This is a genomic window from Enterobacter cloacae, assembly GCF_013375935.1.
GTDB lineage: Bacteria > Pseudomonadota > Gammaproteobacteria > Enterobacterales > Enterobacteriaceae > Enterobacter > Enterobacter pasteurii.
In genome coordinates, this window is sequence record NZ_CP056117.1 from 479,129 (window position 1) to 494,533 (window position 15,405).

At 59.1% G+C, this 15,405-nt stretch carries 12 protein-coding genes and 1 pseudogene; 10 read left to right on the forward strand and 3 right to left on the reverse strand.

The annotated features are described in order from the left end of the window. The first annotated feature begins 45 nt into the window (after nucleotides 1-45). Together HWQ14_RS02205 and HWQ14_RS02210 are read left to right on the forward strand one after the other, a co-directional pair. Complete coding sequence (locus HWQ14_RS02205; protein ID WP_176608853.1) at nucleotides 46-1,449, forward strand: YfcC family protein; 1,404 nt, start codon at nucleotides 46-48, stop codon at nucleotides 1,447-1,449. 80 nt (nucleotides 1,450-1,529) lie between these two features. Continuing rightward, the gene (locus tag HWQ14_RS02210) at nucleotides 1,530-2,009 is read left to right on the forward strand and encodes an arginine repressor (RefSeq protein WP_042322591.1); all 480 of its coding nucleotides are present in this window, start codon (nucleotides 1,530-1,532) and stop codon (nucleotides 2,007-2,009) included. Between the two features lie 3 nt (nucleotides 2,010-2,012). Here the strand turns inward: HWQ14_RS02210 and HWQ14_RS02215 are convergent. Beyond that, nucleotides 2,013-2,130: pseudogene (locus tag HWQ14_RS02215) on the reverse strand (hypothetical protein). Here HWQ14_RS02215 and HWQ14_RS02220 point away from each other — a divergent pair. From HWQ14_RS02220 to HWQ14_RS02245, 6 genes are all read left to right on the forward strand, one after another. Continuing rightward, nucleotides 2,110-2,214: a pyrBI operon leader peptide gene (locus HWQ14_RS02220; RefSeq protein WP_176608854.1), complete on the forward strand. Its 105-nt coding sequence runs from the start codon at nucleotides 2,110-2,112 to the stop codon at nucleotides 2,212-2,214. The pseudogene HWQ14_RS02215 and the gene HWQ14_RS02220 sit on opposite strands and share 21 nt — an antisense overlap. A 34-nt stretch (nucleotides 2,215-2,248) precedes the next feature. Continuing rightward, a complete protein-coding gene (gene pyrB / locus HWQ14_RS02225; RefSeq protein ID WP_148422660.1) occupies nucleotides 2,249-3,181 on the forward strand; it encodes an aspartate carbamoyltransferase in 933 nt (310 codons plus the stop codon). 12 nt (nucleotides 3,182-3,193) lie between these two features. Beyond that, nucleotides 3,194-3,655 (forward strand): aspartate carbamoyltransferase regulatory subunit, encoded by a 462-nt coding sequence (gene pyrI / locus HWQ14_RS02230; RefSeq protein WP_014830457.1) that lies wholly within the window; start codon nucleotides 3,194-3,196, stop codon nucleotides 3,653-3,655. Nucleotides 3,656-3,728: 73 nt separating this feature from the next. Next, nucleotides 3,729-4,115, forward strand: coding sequence for a 2-iminobutanoate/2-iminopropanoate deaminase (gene ridA / locus HWQ14_RS02235; protein WP_003863373.1), 387 nt, complete (start codon nucleotides 3,729-3,731; stop codon nucleotides 4,113-4,115). A 138-nt stretch (nucleotides 4,116-4,253) separates the two neighbouring features. After that, on the forward strand, nucleotides 4,254-5,705 hold the full coding sequence (gene gbpA, locus HWQ14_RS02240) for an N-acetylglucosamine-binding protein GbpA (protein WP_176608855.1): 1,452 nt from the start codon (nucleotides 4,254-4,256) through the stop codon (nucleotides 5,703-5,705). 165 nt (nucleotides 5,706-5,870) lie between these two features. Further along, on the forward strand, nucleotides 5,871-7,013 hold the full coding sequence (locus HWQ14_RS02245) for an IS481 family transposase (protein WP_432418028.1): 1,143 nt from the start codon (nucleotides 5,871-5,873) through the stop codon (nucleotides 7,011-7,013). 161 nt (nucleotides 7,014-7,174) lie between these two features. On the opposite strand, the gene HWQ14_RS02250 is transcribed toward HWQ14_RS02245, so the two are convergent. After that, the gene (locus HWQ14_RS02250) at nucleotides 7,175-9,559 is read right to left on the reverse strand and encodes a beta-N-acetylhexosaminidase (RefSeq protein WP_176608857.1); all 2,385 of its coding nucleotides are present in this window, start codon (nucleotides 9,557-9,559) and stop codon (nucleotides 7,175-7,177) included. A 210-nt stretch (nucleotides 9,560-9,769) separates the two neighbouring features. Continuing rightward, on the reverse strand, nucleotides 9,770-12,478 hold the full coding sequence (mgtA, locus tag HWQ14_RS02255) for a magnesium-translocating P-type ATPase (RefSeq protein WP_176608858.1): 2,709 nt from the start codon (nucleotides 12,476-12,478) through the stop codon (nucleotides 9,770-9,772). Nucleotides 12,479-12,865: 387 nt separating this feature from the next. On the opposite strand from mgtA, the gene treR reads away from it, so the two are divergent. Both treR and treB read left to right on the forward strand, forming a co-directional pair. Further along, nucleotides 12,866-13,813 carry a trehalose operon repressor TreR gene (gene treR, locus HWQ14_RS02260; protein WP_176608859.1) on the forward strand — a complete coding sequence of 316 codons (948 nt, stop codon included), beginning with the start codon at nucleotides 12,866-12,868 and terminating at the stop codon, nucleotides 13,811-13,813. A gap of 127 nt (nucleotides 13,814-13,940) precedes the next feature. Beyond that, nucleotides 13,941-15,359 carry a PTS trehalose transporter subunit IIBC gene (gene treB, locus HWQ14_RS02265; RefSeq protein ID WP_176611142.1) on the forward strand — a complete coding sequence of 473 codons (1,419 nt, stop codon included), beginning with the start codon at nucleotides 13,941-13,943 and terminating at the stop codon, nucleotides 15,357-15,359. The last annotated feature ends 46 nt before the right edge of the window (nucleotides 15,360-15,405 follow it).

A 15,405-nucleotide genomic window follows, 5' to 3' on the forward strand; every position in this document is an offset into this window, starting at 1 on the left:
ACCGCCCGGCGCGCCGCGGGGTGCGCCGGGTTTCAGGAGAACATCATGGGCAAGTTCAAGTTTCCCTCCGCTTACACCATCCTCTTTGTGCTGATTGCCGTGGTTGCCGCGCTGACGTGGATTGTTCCGGCGGGGCAGTACCATATGGCAATGAACGAGGCGCTCGGCAAGGAGGTGCCGGTTGCCGGCACCTACGCGCACGTTGCGGCGCACCCGCAGGGTCTGGTTTCGGTGCTGATGGCCCCGATTGCCGGGCTGTACGATCCGGAGTCCGGCCAGGCCGGGGCCATCGACGTGGCGCTGTTTATCCTGATCATCGGGGGATTTCTCGGGATCGTCACCAGAACCGGGGCGATTGACGCCGGGATCGAGCGCGTCACCACCCGGCTGCGCGGGCGCGAGGAGTGGATGATCCCGATCCTGATGGCGCTGTTTGCCGCAGGCGGCACCATCTACGGCATGGCCGAGGAGTCGCTGCCGTTCTACACCCTGCTGGTGCCGGTGATGCTGGCCGCCCGTTTTGATCCGGTTGTCGCCGCCTCCACCGTGCTGCTCGGCGCGGGGATCGGCACGCTCGGCTCCACCATCAACCCGTTCGCCACGGTGATCGCCGCCAACGCCGCCGGGATCCCCTTCACCAACGGGATCGCCCTGCGCGTGGCGCTGCTGGTCATCGGCTGGGTCATCTGCGTGGCGTGGGTAATGCGTTACGCCCGCAAGGTCCGCCAGGATCCGTCGCTGTCGATCGTGGCGGATAAGCAGGAGGAGAACCGCGCCCACTTCCTCGGCAACAGGGGCGAGCAGACGCTGGAATTTACCCCGGTGCGCAAAATGATTCTGGTGATTTTTGCCCTCGCCTTCGCGGTGATGATTTACGGCGTGGCGGTGCTGGGCTGGTGGATGGCGGAGATCTCCGCGGTGTTTCTCGCCAGCGCCATCATCGTGGGGCTTATCGCCCGCATGAGCGAAGAGGAGCTGACCTCAACCTTTATCAACGGCGCGCGAGATTTGCTGGGCGTCGCGCTGATTATCGGCATCGCGCGCGGTATCGTAGTGATCATGGATAAGGGCATGATTACCCACACCATTTTGCACAGCGCCGAGGGGCTGGTGACCGGATTGTCGACGGTCGCGTTCATCAACGTGATGTACTGGCTGGAGGTGGTGCTGTCGTTTCTTGTGCCTTCTTCGTCCGGCCTGGCCGTTCTGACGATGCCGATCATGGCGCCCCTTGCCGATTTCGCTAACGTCAACCGCGACCTGGTGGTTACGGCTTACCAGTCGGCGTCCGGCATCGTTAACCTTGTCACTCCTACCTCTGCCGTTGTGATGGGCGGGCTGGCTATCGCCCGCGTGCCCTACGTGCGTTATCTGAAGTGGGTCGCGCCGCTGCTGGGGATATTAACGGTGGTGATTATGGTGGCGTTGAGCCTGGGTGCCTTGTTGTGATTTGCCGGATGGCGCTGCGCGTATCCGGCCTGCGGATCGGTGCGGTGCCACCGGTTATTTCGGGAACTGATATGGGAACTATGATGGATTACGAAGAGTACTCTCCCAAAGAGCAACTACAGCTAACGGTCTGCCAGCGTCTGATCGCGGAAAAGAGCTATCTCTCTCAGGAGGAGATCCGCCGCGACCTGCAGGAGCATGGTTTTGAGACCATCAGCCAGTCCACCGTTTCACGTCTGCTCAAGCTGCTTGGCGTCATAAAAATTCGCAATGCTAAAGGGCTAAAGATTTATTCGCTGAATCCACAGCTGCGCCCTGCCCCCGACGCGGCGCGCACCGTCTCGGAAATGGTGGTAAGCGTGGAGCACAATAGCGAATTTATCCTTATCCATACCGTGGCGGGATATGGCCGCGCGGTGGCGCGTATTCTGGATTATCACCAGTTACCGGAAATATTAGGCGTGGTGGCCGGAAGCAGTATTGTCTGGGTCGCCCCCCGGGTAGTGAAGCGCACCGCGCTGGTGCATAAGCAAATTAATTATTTACTCAGAACGCATTAATATTCACAAAGAACCGTTTGCTTTGAGTAAAGCGTGCATTAAATCGCTTGATCCGAAAAGCGAGCTGCGTATAATGCCCGACAATTTGCCGGGAGGAAGCATGGTCAAGCGTGTACGACATAACGTCTTACCGCGTCTGAAATCAGACGCTGGCCTGCCGTTTTTCTTCCCGTTGCGTAATCTATTCCCAGAGCCCCTCATTTGAGGGGCTTTTTTTTGCCCGGCGTCAGGAGATAAACATGAATCCGCTTTATCAAAAACACATCATTTCCATAAACGACCTCAGCCGCGAAGAGCTGGAACTGGTTCTGGAAACCGCGGCAAAACTGAAGGCCAATCCGCAACCGGAGCTGCTGAAGCACAAGGTGATTGCGAGCTGCTTCTTCGAAGCCTCGACCCGCACCCGCCTCTCCTTTGAAACCTCCATGCACCGCCTGGGCGCGAGCGTGGTGGGCTTCTCGGACAGCAGCAACACGTCGCTGGGCAAAAAAGGCGAGACCCTGGCGGATACCATTTCAGTGATCGGCACCTACGTTGACGCGATTGTGATGCGCCACCCGCAGGAGGGCGCGGCGCGCCTGGCAACCGAATTTTCCGGCGGCATTCCGGTGCTGAACGCCGGTGACGGTGCCAACCAGCACCCGACCCAGACCCTGCTGGATCTGTTCACCATTCAGGAGACCCAGGGCACGCTGGAGAACCTGAACATCGCCATGGTCGGCGACCTGAAGTATGGCCGCACCGTCCACTCCCTGACCCAGGCGCTGGCAAAATTTAACGGCAACCGCTTCTTCTTCATCGCCCCGGACGCGCTGGCGATGCCGCAGTACATTCTCGACATGCTGGACGAGAAAGGCATTCAGTGGAGCCTGCACGCCAGCATCGAAGAGGTGGTGGGTAACGTGGATATTCTCTACATGACCCGCGTGCAGAAAGAGCGTCTGGATCCGTCCGAATACGCCAACGTGAAGGCGCAGTTCGTGCTGCGCGCCAGCGACCTCGACGGCGCGCGCGACAACATGAAGGTGCTGCACCCGCTGCCGCGCATCGATGAGATCGCCACCGACGTGGATAAAACGCCGCACGCCTGGTACTTCCAGCAGGCCGGGAACGGCATCTTCGCCCGCCAGGCGTTACTGGCACTGGTTCTGAATCGCGAATTAGCTCTGTAAGGGGAAACGACCATGACACACGATAACAAACTCCAGGTTGAAGCCATCAAGCGCGGCACCGTGATTGACCACATCCCTGCACAGGTGGGCTTTAAGCTGCTGACGCTGTTCAAGCTGACCGAAACCGACCAGCGCATCACCATCGGCCTGAACCTGCCGTCCGGTGAAATGGGCCGTAAGGACCTGATCAAGATCGAGAATACCTTCCTGACCGACGAGCAGGTCAATCAGCTGTCGCTGTACGCGCCGGACGCCACGGTTAACCGCATCGACGATTACGACGTGGTGGGCAAATCCCGTCCGAGCCTGCCGGAGCGCATTGAGAGCGTGCTGGTCTGCCCGAACAGCAACTGCATTAGCCACGCCGAACCGGTTTCCTCCAGTTTTGCAGTGAAAAAACGCGCCGATGACATCGCGCTCAAATGCAAATACTGCGAAAAAGAGTTTTCTCATTATGTGGTGCTGGCCAACTAATTGAGGTTGGTAATGAAATCCCGGCTGTTATAATGGCCGGGAACATTCTTAACGCTGTAATTCTGGAGAAAAAATGAGCAAAGTACTCGCGACGGAAAATGCACCAGCGGCCATCGGCCCTTACGTTCAGGGCGTTGATCTGGGCAGCATGATCATCACTTCTGGCCAGATCCCGGTGAATCCAAAAACCGGTGAAGTGCCGGCAGACGTGGCGGCGCAGGCGCGTCAGTCGCTTGAAAACGTGCAGGCGATCGTTGAATCCGCCGGCCTGAAGGTGGGCGATATCGTCAAAACCACCGTTTTCGTAAAAGATCTGAACGATTTCGCCACCGTTAACGCTACCTACGAAGCGTTCTTCACCGAACATAACGCCACCTTCCCGGCGCGCTCCTGCGTGGAAGTCGCCCGTCTGCCAAAAGACGTGAAAATTGAAATTGAAGCGATCGCCGTACGTCGTTAATTCATTTCAATAAATAAAGGGTAGCTCAGGCTGCCCTTTATTATTTTGGCTATTTTTACTCTCGACATTCAATGACGCCATACGCGGTCCATTAATAAACTGCAGTTGCTTTGTTATCTTCTTTTAAATGGACTAAGAATGAAAATTTCAAAAATTGCGTTGGCGATCGCAACATTAACCGTCGCCTCTTCCGCACTCGCGCATGGATATATTGAATCACCCGCCAGCCGCGCTTATATGTGTAAGCTCGGTCAAAATATTGACTGCGGTTCCGTACAGTACGAACCGCAGAGCGTGGAGAAAACCTCCGGTTTCCCGACAGGGGCGATGCCGCCTGACGGCCAGCTTGCCAGTGCGGGGATTGCCAATTACTCCCAGCTGGATAAGCAGAGCCTGAACGCATGGACGAAAAACCCTATAACAGCGGGCCCGCATGAGTTTGTCTGGTATCACACCGCGCCGCACAAAACCACCAACTGGCGTTATTACATTACCAAACAAAACTGGGATCCAAATAAGCCCCTGACCCGCGCTCAGTTTGAATTAACGCCGTTCTGTACCATTAATGGAAATGGCCAGGCACCCGCAATGCGTCAGGCGATGAAATGTAATGTGCCGTCACGTACCGGCTATCAGGTTATTTATGGCGTCTGGGAAATTGCTGATACATCTAATAGTTTCTACCAGGCCATTGACGTTGATTTCGGTAACGGAGGCAACGTAACGCCGGATGAAAATACAGGTATCGAATCTGAGTGGAGCAAAACGCTCAGCGGCCAGATTGCGGGTAATAACCTGAACGTCGGCGATAAGGTCATTGCCCGCTTCTTCGACGCGCACGGTGAAGTGACTTCCCTGCGCACCGAACTGACGATTGCCACTGCCGCTCAGGGTGATGCCAACCAGTGGTCTTACGATCTGGCGCAGAAAATTAACACCGCGCACGACGATATCCGCGTCGGGGTGAAGGATGAAGCGGGCGAAATTAGCCCGGTTCACGGCGCGAACAGCGTATTCGTCAAAGATGGCAGCACCCTGCAATCCGTTGCGATTTCATACGAAGAGCAGAAGGCGGACGTCAATGAAACCATCGCCGTTACCGATTTGCACTACAGCAAAATCGAGAACGGCAGCGCGACCGTGACCTTCCACGTGAATACCCACGGCAACGTCGATTTCGAAGCCCACGTCATGAACCATCACGGCGCGGAAAAAGGGTATCTGAAGCAGGAGATGAACAACGCGAATCAGGACGTCACCATGACGCTGACCGGCGTTGAAGCGGGTCACCACATGCTGAAGTACTATGCCACCAATAAAGACGGCACCCTGTTTGCGCAGGACGTACTGAACCTGATGCTGGAAAGCGATGCCGCGGCGGACACCGGCGGCCAGCACGACTTTATCTTCCCGGATAATATCGCGTCCTACAAAGCGGGTACCGTGGTGCTGCAGCCTAAAGACGGTAAGACCTACGAATGTAAGCCATTCCCGTACAGCGGCTACTGCGTGCAGTGGAGCAAGTATGCGACCCAGTTTGAGCCGGGCACAGGTTCACACTGGAAAGAGGCGTGGGTTCTTAAGCACTGAGTCGTCTGATCCCCTCACCCTAACCCTCTCCCCAAAGGGGAGAGGGAACCGATCGAGCCCCTCTCCCCTTTGGGGATGTACGGTCCGGGGACATAGTGAACACTTGTTCGGGGACATGGTAGACACTTACAACTAAGGCATAAGAACCCGCTTATGGAGTCGCTTATGCCCTGGGATGCGAGAGATACCATGTCATTACGTACCGAGTTTGTTTTGTTCGCCTCGCAGGACGGGGCGAACATCCGTTCCCTCTGCCGTCACTTTGGCATTTCACCTGCCACCGGCTACAAGTGGCTTCACCGCTGGGCGGAGGAAGGGGCCGCGGGCCTTCAGGACCGCCCGCGCATACCGCACCATTCCCCGAACCGCTCATCTGACGACATCACTGCCCTGCTGCGTATGGCCCATAACCGCCATCAACGCTGGGGCGCGCGCAAGATAAAGCACTGGCTGGAAGACCAGGGGCACACTATGCCCGCCTTCAGCACCGTTCATAACCTGATGGCCCGCCATGGTCTGCTGCCGGGCACTTCACCGGGCATTCCCGTCACGGGACGGTTCGAACATGACGCGCCGAACCGGCTCTGGCAGATGGATTTTAAGGGCCACTTTCCCTTTGGCGGGGGCCGCTGCCATCCGCTCACCCTGCTGGACGACCACTCCCGTTTTTCCCTGTGCCTGGCGCACTGTACCGATGAACGGCGCGAGACCGTGCAGCAGCAGCTGGTCAGCGTGTTTGAACGCTACGGCCTGCCGGACCGGATGACGATGGATAACGGCTCACCGTGGGGAGACACCACCGGCACCTGGACGGCGCTGGAGCTGTGGCTGATGCGTCTGGGTATCCGGGTGGGGCACTCCCGGCCGTATCATCCGCAGACACAGGGTAAGCTGGAGCGTTTTCACCGCAGCCTGAAGGCAGAGGTGCTGCAGGGGAAGTGGTTCGCGAGCGGGGGTGAACTACAGCGCGCCTTCGACCACTGGCGGACGGTCTATAACCTTGAACGCCCGCATGAGGCGCTGGACATGGCGGTACCGGGCTCGCGGTATAAGCCGTCTGCACGGCAGTACAGCGGCAACACACCGCCCCCGGAATACGACGAGGGCGTGATGGTCAGGAAAGTGGATATCAGCGGAAAGCTGAGCGTGAAAGGGGTAAGTCTGAGCGCAGGCAAGGCGTTCAGGGGAGAACGGGTCGGGCTGAAGGAGATGCAGGAAGACGGCCGCTACGAGGTGTGGTGGTACAGCACGAAAGTGGGGGTGATCGACCTGAAGAAAAAGTCGATCACCATGGGTAAAGGATGTTAAAAAGTGTTCACCATGTCCCCGAACACCTGTCTACCATGTCCCCGGACCGTACACCCCAAAGGGGAGAGGGAACCGATCGAGCCTTCTCTTCATCGGTGAGAGGGGAACGATAGAGCCCCTCGCCCCTTTGGGGAGAGGGGTTGGGGTGAGGGGGTTCTTTCCTACTGATTCCGCGTCGCTCTGAGCAGCGTCTCCAGCGGATACACCGCCGCAATCACTACCTCATCCTGAATCTTCGCCGCGTTATCCAGCTCGCTCTGAATCGACGCGATCTCCTTATCGTCCAGCGTCCCCTGACGCGCCACCAGATCGGTAAGCCTCAGGCCAATCGACGCCAGCTTGTCCACCTCCTGAATTACCGGCTTGATCGCCTTCAGCTGATAGCTGTTTTCGCTTAACGCCAGCGCGTCGCTGGTGTTGTTCTGCCAGCGGTTAAACACGTGGCGCAGCGCGTCGGCGCTTTCCGTGTCTTCCGCGTCGCTCACCAGACGGTCCGCCCATTTGCTCATCTGACGCACGGTGGCGCTTTCGGCGTTCAGCGCATCGGCGAGCCTGTTTAGCGGTTCAAACTGATGGTAGTTTCCGGCCTGGAATTTGAGGTGCTGGCGGGTGTAATACTGGGCCGGCTCAAGCGCCTGGGCGAGAATTTGCAGTGGGAGCGTATCGGCGTTATTGGCCAGGCGCGTGAACTGCACCTGCTGCTGGGTATGCTGCTGCAGCCCGACCGATACCGTCGACCGGCTGCCCATCGCCTGCAGGCGGGTATACATGTTGTCGACGTCGTTTACGTCCTTCGCCGACCATAGCCGCTCCGCCACCGCAAAGGCGCGCGGCCACAGGCGGATATCCAGCACCGGCGCGACCACGTTTTCCGCCCACAGCGCGGCTTCACCGCCGAGCAGGTTGGCCTCATTCGCCACGTCCGGCACCACCGGCAGGATGCCTTTTGGCACCTCGCTCAGGCGCGTGCCGCTAATCGGGTAGCGGGCATTGCCCACCAGGAAATAGCCGCTCAGCTTATCGTTCTCAACGGAGACGACCGGGCGCGTTTCGCCCATCCAGGTGTCGACGGTAAACGTCACCTGGTTGTCATCGCGCCATTCGATATCCTGCACCGCGCGACGCGACTTCCCGGCAAAATCGATAAACCCGCGCCACCCCGACTCCCCTTTCACCAGCGTGAAGCTGCCCTCTACCGGCTTGCCCTTCAGCCGCTGCATGGAGAAGGCCCAGCTCTGAACGCTGTCGGTATCGGCTATCACATCCACGCCGTTCAGCCCCTGCGGGACAATTTCATTGCGATAGTGATAGGCGGTGGACTGAGGCTGGTCGAGGTAGAAGCCCGTTGAGAGAATGCCCCTGTAGCCGTTCTGCGCCACCTGCCCCAGCGCGTCCTGCCCCTGCCAGGACTGGATCAGAATGCTTTTCGGCAGGTCAGGATGGTAGATCTCATCCCAGCCGACCATCTGCCGGTGATGCTTCTCGAGGATCGTCTCCAGCCTGCGGTTAAAGTGAGCCTGCAGCGCGTGGCTGTCCGCCAGCCTGTTATCGCGCATGAACTGCTGAATGGCCGGATTCGCTTTCCACTGGCTGTCGTCGACCTCATCGCCGCCGATGTGCAGATACGGATCCGGGAAGATCGCCGCCAGCTCGCTGACCATCGCGTCGGCAAAGGCGTAGGTTGCCGCTTTGGTGGGATCCAGCACCGGCTTCAGCACGCCCCAGTGGCGCTCCATTTCGTACGGCCCCGGCGCGCTCATCAGCTCCGGGTAGGCCACGGCAATGGCCGAGGCGTGGCCCGGCATGTCGATCTCCGGCACCACGCGGATGCCGCGCACGGTAGCGTAACGCACCACCTCGCGCATCTGTTCCGGCGTGTAGAACAGCCCGTCGCTGGCAAGCTGGGTCAGCTTAGGATAGCGCGCTGAGCTGAAGCGCCAGCCCTGATCGTCGGTCAGATGCCAGTGCAGAACGTTAAGCTTGGCCGCGGCCATGCCGTCAATCTGGCGTTTGATATCCGGGAGCGGGATGAAGTGGCGCGCCGAATCAAGCAGCAGCCCGCGCCACGGGAAGCGCGGCGAATCCTCAATCTCGACCCACGGAATAGAGGTGTTTTCCGCGCCGTTCTGAATGAGCTGGAGCAGCGTTTCCATGGCGCGCAGCGCGCCGAAGCGGGTGTTGGCGGAGATAGTTACGCCACTGGCATCCACCGTGAGCGTATAGCTTTCGTCGCTGTCCGGCAGCGGCTGCGGCTTGACCTTTTTGACGATAGCGATGCGGATGGTTGGCTTTTCCGGCTTGTCGGCCTGCGGCTGCAGGGTCCAGCCGGTTTGCAGGGCGATGCGCTGGCGCAGGCGGTCCACCGCCTCACCCAGATCGTCGCCGCTGACGCTGACGGAAACGTTGTTGCTCAGCACCAGCGCGCCCTGGGTTGTCGGGCGTTCGACCTTCGCAGGCCAGGGCATCAGGGGAAGATCGCCTGCCGGGGCGGCAAACGCGGAGGCGCCGAGCATTAGCCCGGCGGTTAAGAGAGCGTACCGTAACATGAATGTTCCTTATCTGACGGGCCAAATACAGGCAAAACATTCTGTTAACATGCGCTCAATTTGTCGTCAAGCGAATGCGCCGACGGAGATCACAGGTTGTTGAATTTGGGAGAAAAGCCAGTCCCCTCACCCCGGCAATCTCCCCAAAGGGGCGAGGGTGTAATCATCCCCTCTCCCTTCCAGGGAGAGGGTCAGGGTGAGGGTAAGTTTTTACTGCCACCCGTACCGGCGCGCATAGAATCCTTTCACCAGCTGCGTCAGCACCATATAGCCCGCGAGGATCGCCACCAGCCACGGGAAGTAGCTCAGCGGCAGCGCCTGGAGCTGCAGATAGCTCGCAAGCGGTGAGAACGGCAGCGCGATCCCAAGCGCCATCACAACCCCGGTCATGATAATCAGCGGCCAGGCGGCACGGCTCTGGATGAACGGAATGCGGCGGGTGCGGATCATATGCACAATCAGCGTCTGCGACAGCAGCCCCACCACGAACCAGCCGGACTGGAACAGGGTCTGGTGTTCCGGAGTGTTGGCGTGGAACACAAACCACATCAGGCAGAAGGTCAGGATGTCAAAGATCGAGCTGATCGGGCCAAAGAACAGCATAAAGCGCCCCAGATCGGCGGGATTCCAGCGCTGCGGCTTCTGGATCTGCTCGTCATCGACGTTATCAAACGGGATCGCCACCTGGGACACGTCGTACATCAGGTTCTGGATCAGCAGGTGCAGCGGCAGCATCGGCAGGAACGGCAGAAACGCGCTCGCCACCAGCACGCTGAAGACGTTACCGAAGTTGGAGCTGGCGGTCATCTTGATGTACTTGAGCATGTTGGCGAAGGTCCGACGCCCTTCGATCACGCCCTCCTCCAGCACCATCAGGCTCTTTTCCAGCAGGATGATGTCTGCCGCTTCACGGGCGATGTCCACCGCGCCGTCCACGGAGATGCCGATATCCGCCGCACGCAGGGCGGGCGCGTCGTTGATGCCGTCGCCCATAAAGCCCACCACGTGCCCTTCCCGACGCAGCAGGGTGACGATGCGCTCTTTGTGCATCGGCGTCAGGCGGGCAAACAGCGTGGTGCGCAGGGCAAGCTGCGCCAGCTGGTCGTCTGAGAGCGATTCGATATCGCTTCCCACCACCACGTCGCCCGCGTCCAGCCCCACCTCGTGACACACTTTGGCGGCCACCAGCTCGCTGTCGCCGGTAAGGATTTTCACGGTGATACCGCTCGCCTTCAGCGCCTTCAGCGCGGGGGCGGTGGTCTCTTTCGGCGGATCGAGGAATGCGATGTAACCTTCGAGGATCAAATCGGATTCGTCGATACGCTGATAGTCACCTTCCCGCGCAGGCAGAAACTTGCTCGCCACCGCCACCACGCGCAGCCCCTGACGGTTCAGGTTATCAGTGACGCGTTTGATGCGGCGCAGCATGGTCTCATCCAGCGGCACGATCTCCCCGTTATGGCGCACCTGCGTTGAAACGTTCAGGATCTCCTGCAACGCCCCTTTGCAGATCAGCTGATGCACGTCCGGCTGTTCGCATACCACCACCGACATGCGGCGGCGCTCAAAGTCGAACGGGATCTCGTCGACTTTCTGCCAGCGGCCGGAGAGCATGCGGGCCGACTCTTCATCCACGCCTTCCAGCACCGCCACGTCGAGCAGGTTTTTCAGCCCGGTCTGGTAGTGGCTGTTCAGCCACGCGCTGTACAGCACGCGCTCGCTGGTCTTTCCGGCGATGTCGGTATGGTTCTCCAGCACGATTTTGTCCTGGGTCAGCGTGCCGGTTTTATCGGTGCAGAGAATGTCCATCGCGCCAAAGTTCTGAATGGCGTCGAGGTGTTTGACGATCACCTTCTGTTTAGAGAGTTTTACCGCCCCGCGCGCCAGCGTGGAGGTGACAATCATCGGCAGCATTTCCGGCGTCAGGCCGACGGCCACGGAGAGCGCAAACAGCGCCGCTTCCCACCAGTCGCCTTTGGTGTAGCCGTTGATCAGCAGCACGATCGGCGTCATGACCATCATAAAGCGGATCAGCAGCATGCTGACGCGGCCAATGCCCTTCTGAAACGCGTTCGGCTCGCTCTCCTGCTCGCTGACGCGTCCGGCAAGCTGTCCAAACCAGGTATTGCCGCCGGTGGCGGTGACAATCGCCTGCGCGGTGCCGCTGACCACCGTGGTGCCCATAAAGCACAGGGTGTCACACTCGAGCGGGTTCATCTGCTGCGGATCGCGGGAGCGCGCCACCTTCTCAACGGGCAGAGATTCCCCGGTGAGCGAAGCCTGCGCCACGAACAGATCGCGCGCCTGGATGATGCGCAAATCCGCCGGGATCATGTCCCCGGCCGCCAGCTTCACCAGATCGCCCGGCACCAGCTGGTCAATGGGCAGTTCAACCCAGGCGTTTTCACCGAGTTCGTTAATCACGCGCGAGACCGTCGCGGTGTTGCTGACCATCGCCTTCAGGGCGTCCGCCGCTTTGGTGGAGCGCGCTTCCTGAATAAAGTTGAGCAGCGTGGAGATACCCACCATCAGGGCAATAACGCCGGCGGCGAACAGATCTTCGGTAGCGTAAGAGATGATGCCCAGCACCGTCAGCAGCAGGTTGAACGGGTTGCGGTAGCAGAGCCACAGGTGCACCCACCACGGAGAGGGCTTTTGCGCCGGGATCTGGTTGTCGCCGTGCACGGCACGAATTTTTTCAACTTCGGACGCGTTCAGCCCTTCCGGGTGACCGCCAAAGGCGCGCCAGACTTCGTTTTCATCCATCGCCGCCACGTTAAGGCAGCGCTCGGTCAGGGAGGCGGGAATTGTCGCCCCCGCGATATTTTTGCCGTTCGGCAGCGGATCGCGCGCAATCAGGCGATGCGGCAGATGGCGGCTCAGCTGTGCAAACAGCTGCCGGGTGATATTTTTCAGCATAGTCATTCCCCCGCATCCGCAATGGCGGACGCAGTCTTTCCCGCAGGCGTGGCAAAGCCGTACCTGTCAGGCACTTAATTTTTCAAGCAGGAACGTATGAACGTTGCTGCCTCACGCCGGTGAGACAGCAAAAGGCTGGCTTACCGGAAAGAAGGTTTTCTCCTGGTCAGGAGAGGTGTGGGATCGGGATCCATGTCGCCTCCGGTAAGTAAAAAGTAGGGTGTCGGCACGCAGTATAGCGATTTAACCATACCGTTTGTGTTTAATCGGGCGGTATTATAATGCCCTGCAAATAAACCAAACGTAAACCAGACTTTGCCCATGGCGAATTCGCAGGATAGCATTAGGCTCAACTGACTATTTTATCGTTGTTACAGGGAATACAGCATGCAGAACCGCCTTACGATTAAAGACATCGCGCGTTTAAGCGGCGTGGGGAAATCGACCGTCTCACGCGTGCTGAACAACGAAAGCGGCGTCAGCGAGCGTACGCGCGAGCGCGTCGAGGCGGTAATGAATCAGCACGGTTTCTCCCCTTCCCGCTCCGCGCGCGCCATGCGCGGGCAGAGCGATAAAGTGGTCGCCATTATCGTCTCGCGTCTGGATTCTCTCTCCGAAAACCTCGCCGTGCAGACCATGCTGCCCGCCTTTTACGAGCAGGGTTATGATCCGATCATGATGGAGAGTAAATTCTCGCCGCAGATGGTGGAGGAGCATCTCGGTATGCTTCAGCGACGCAACATTGATGGCGTGGTGCTGTTCGGCTTTACCGGCCTTAAAGAAGATGTCCTCAAGTCCTGGCAGCCTTCACTGGTGCTGCTGGCGCGCGACGCCAGCGGGTTTGCTTCTGTCTGTTACGATGACGAAGGGGCGATTGTGATCCTGATGCAGCGCCTGTATGAGCAGGGCCATCGCTATATCAGCTATCTCGGCGTGCCGCATGCCGACATCACGACCGGCAAGCGTCGTCATGAGGCGTACCTGGCGTTCTGTAAAAAACATAACCTGCCCGCCGTGGCCGCGCTGCCCGGGCTGGGCATGAAGCAGGGATATGAGCAGGTCGCCAGCGTGCTGACCCCGCAGACCACGGCCCTGGTGTGCGCCACGGATACCCTCGCCCTGGGCGCGAGCAAATATTTGCAGGAGCAGCGCATCGGGGAACTGCAGTTAGCGAGCGTGGGAAACACGCCGCTGATGAAGTTCTTACACCCCGAGATTATCAGCGTCGATCCGGGCTACGCCGAGTCAGGCAGGCAGGCGGCCGCGCAGCTGATAGAGCAGATCAACGGGCGCGCTGAGCCGCGTCAGATCGTTATTCCTGCCCGTCTCTCATAACCTTCTTGAATAGATTATTGTGATCTTCGCCCGATTTCGGGAACGTTCCCATTTTCGCCGTCGCGCTCAGGGAGTAGGCTTGCGTTCAGGTCATTCATCCCTTCACCATCTGTCATGAGGTTTCATGATGAGTAAAGTCAAACAAGCCGATATTGATCGGTTGATCGTCCTGGTAGGCGGCCGTGAAAACATTGCCACCGTCAGCCACTGCATTACCCGCCTGCGCTTCGTGCTGAACGATCCGGCTAAAGCTAACCCAAAAGCCATTGAAGAGCTTTCAATGGTCAAAGGCTGCTTCACCAACGCCGGGCAGTTCCAGGTGGTGATTGGTACCGAAGTGGGCGATTACTATCAGGCTCTGCTGGCGACCACCGGGCACGCTTCCGCCGACAAAGAGCAGGCGAAGAAGGCCGCGCGCCAGAATATGAAGTGGCACGAGCAGCTTATCTCCCACTTCGCGGAGATCTTCTTCCCGCTGCTGCCGGCGCTGATCAGCGGGGGCTTAATTTTAGGCTTCCGCAACGTCATCGGCGATGTGCCGATGAGCGACGGTAAAACCCTGGCGCAGATGTACCCGGCGCTGCAAAGCATCTATGACTTCCTGTGGCTGATTGGCGAAGCGATCTTCTTCTACCTGCCCGTAGGGATCTGCTGGTCAGCGGTGCGCAAGATGGGCGGAACGCCGATTCTTGGCATCGTGCTCGGCGTCACGCTGGTCTCTCCGCAGTTAATGAACGCTTACTTACTTGGGCAGCAGGTGCCTGAAGTGTGGAACTTCGGCCTGTTTACCATCGCCAAAGTGGGCTATCAGGCGCAGGTGATCCCGGCGCTGCTGGCCGGGCTGGCGCTGGGCTTTATTGAGACGCGCCTGAAGCGCATCGTGCCGGATTACCTTTATCTGGTGGTAGTGCCGGTCTGCTCGCTGATCCTGGCGGTATTTCTGGCGCACGCCTTTATCGGTCCGTTTGGCCGCATGATTGGTGACGGCGTGGCCTTCGCGGTCCGTCACCTGATGACCGGCAGCTTTGCGCCGGTTGGGGCCGCGCTGTTTGGCTTCCTGTATGCCCCGCTGGTGATCACCGGCGTGCACCAGACGACGCTGGCGATCGATATGCAGATGATCCAGAGCCTGGGCGGCACGCCGGTCTGGCCGATTATCGCCCTGTCTAACATTGCGCAGGCCTCCGCGGTTACCGGCATCATCATCGTCAGCCGTAAGCACAACGAGCGTGAGATCTCCGTTCCGGCAGCTATCTCCGCTTACCTCGGCGTTACCGAACCGGCGATGTACGGTATCAACCTGAAATATCGCTTCCCGATGCTCTGCGCGATGATCGGCTCTGGCCTGGCGGGTTTGCTGTGCGGCCTGAACAGCGTGATGGCGAACGGGATTGGCGTGGGCGGCCTGCCGGGAATCCTCTCCATTCAGCCCGCGTTCTGGCAGGTGTTTGCGCTGGCAATGGCGGTGGCGATTATCGTCCCAATGGCGCTGACTACCGTGGTCTACCAGCGTAAGTTCCGTCAGGGCACGTTGCAGATTGTATAATTACTCTTCGGGGCGCAGTTGCGCCCCTTCGCATTTGCAGGAACGT

Excerpts from the sequence above, each read along its gene's own strand:
- mgtA (WP_176608858.1), bottom strand. The coding sequence starts at position 12,478 with ATGCTGAAAAATATCACCCGGCAGCTGTTTGCACAGCTGAGCCGCCAT.
- HWQ14_RS02250 (WP_176608857.1), bottom strand. The coding sequence starts at position 9,559 with ATGTTACGGTACGCTCTCTTAACCGCCGGGCTAATGCTCGGCGCCTCC.
- HWQ14_RS02210 (WP_042322591.1), top strand. The coding sequence starts at position 1,530 with ATGATGGATTACGAAGAGTACTCTCCCAAAGAGCAACTACAGCTAACG.
- pyrI (WP_014830457.1), top strand. The coding sequence starts at position 3,194 with ATGACACACGATAACAAACTCCAGGTTGAAGCCATCAAGCGCGGCACC.
- HWQ14_RS02205 (WP_176608853.1), top strand. The coding sequence starts at position 46 with ATGGGCAAGTTCAAGTTTCCCTCCGCTTACACCATCCTCTTTGTGCTG.
- HWQ14_RS02220 (WP_176608854.1), top strand. The coding sequence starts at position 2,110 with ATGGTCAAGCGTGTACGACATAACGTCTTACCGCGTCTGAAATCAGAC.
- treR (WP_176608859.1), top strand. The coding sequence starts at position 12,866 with ATGCAGAACCGCCTTACGATTAAAGACATCGCGCGTTTAAGCGGCGTG.
- treB (WP_176611142.1), top strand. The coding sequence starts at position 13,941 with ATGAGTAAAGTCAAACAAGCCGATATTGATCGGTTGATCGTCCTGGTA.
- ridA (WP_003863373.1), top strand. The coding sequence starts at position 3,729 with ATGAGCAAAGTACTCGCGACGGAAAATGCACCAGCGGCCATCGGCCCT.
- HWQ14_RS02245 (WP_432418028.1), top strand. The coding sequence starts at position 5,871 with ATGCCCTGGGATGCGAGAGATACCATGTCATTACGTACCGAGTTTGTT.
- pyrB (WP_148422660.1), top strand. The coding sequence starts at position 2,249 with ATGAATCCGCTTTATCAAAAACACATCATTTCCATAAACGACCTCAGC.
- gbpA (WP_176608855.1), top strand. The coding sequence starts at position 4,254 with ATGAAAATTTCAAAAATTGCGTTGGCGATCGCAACATTAACCGTCGCC.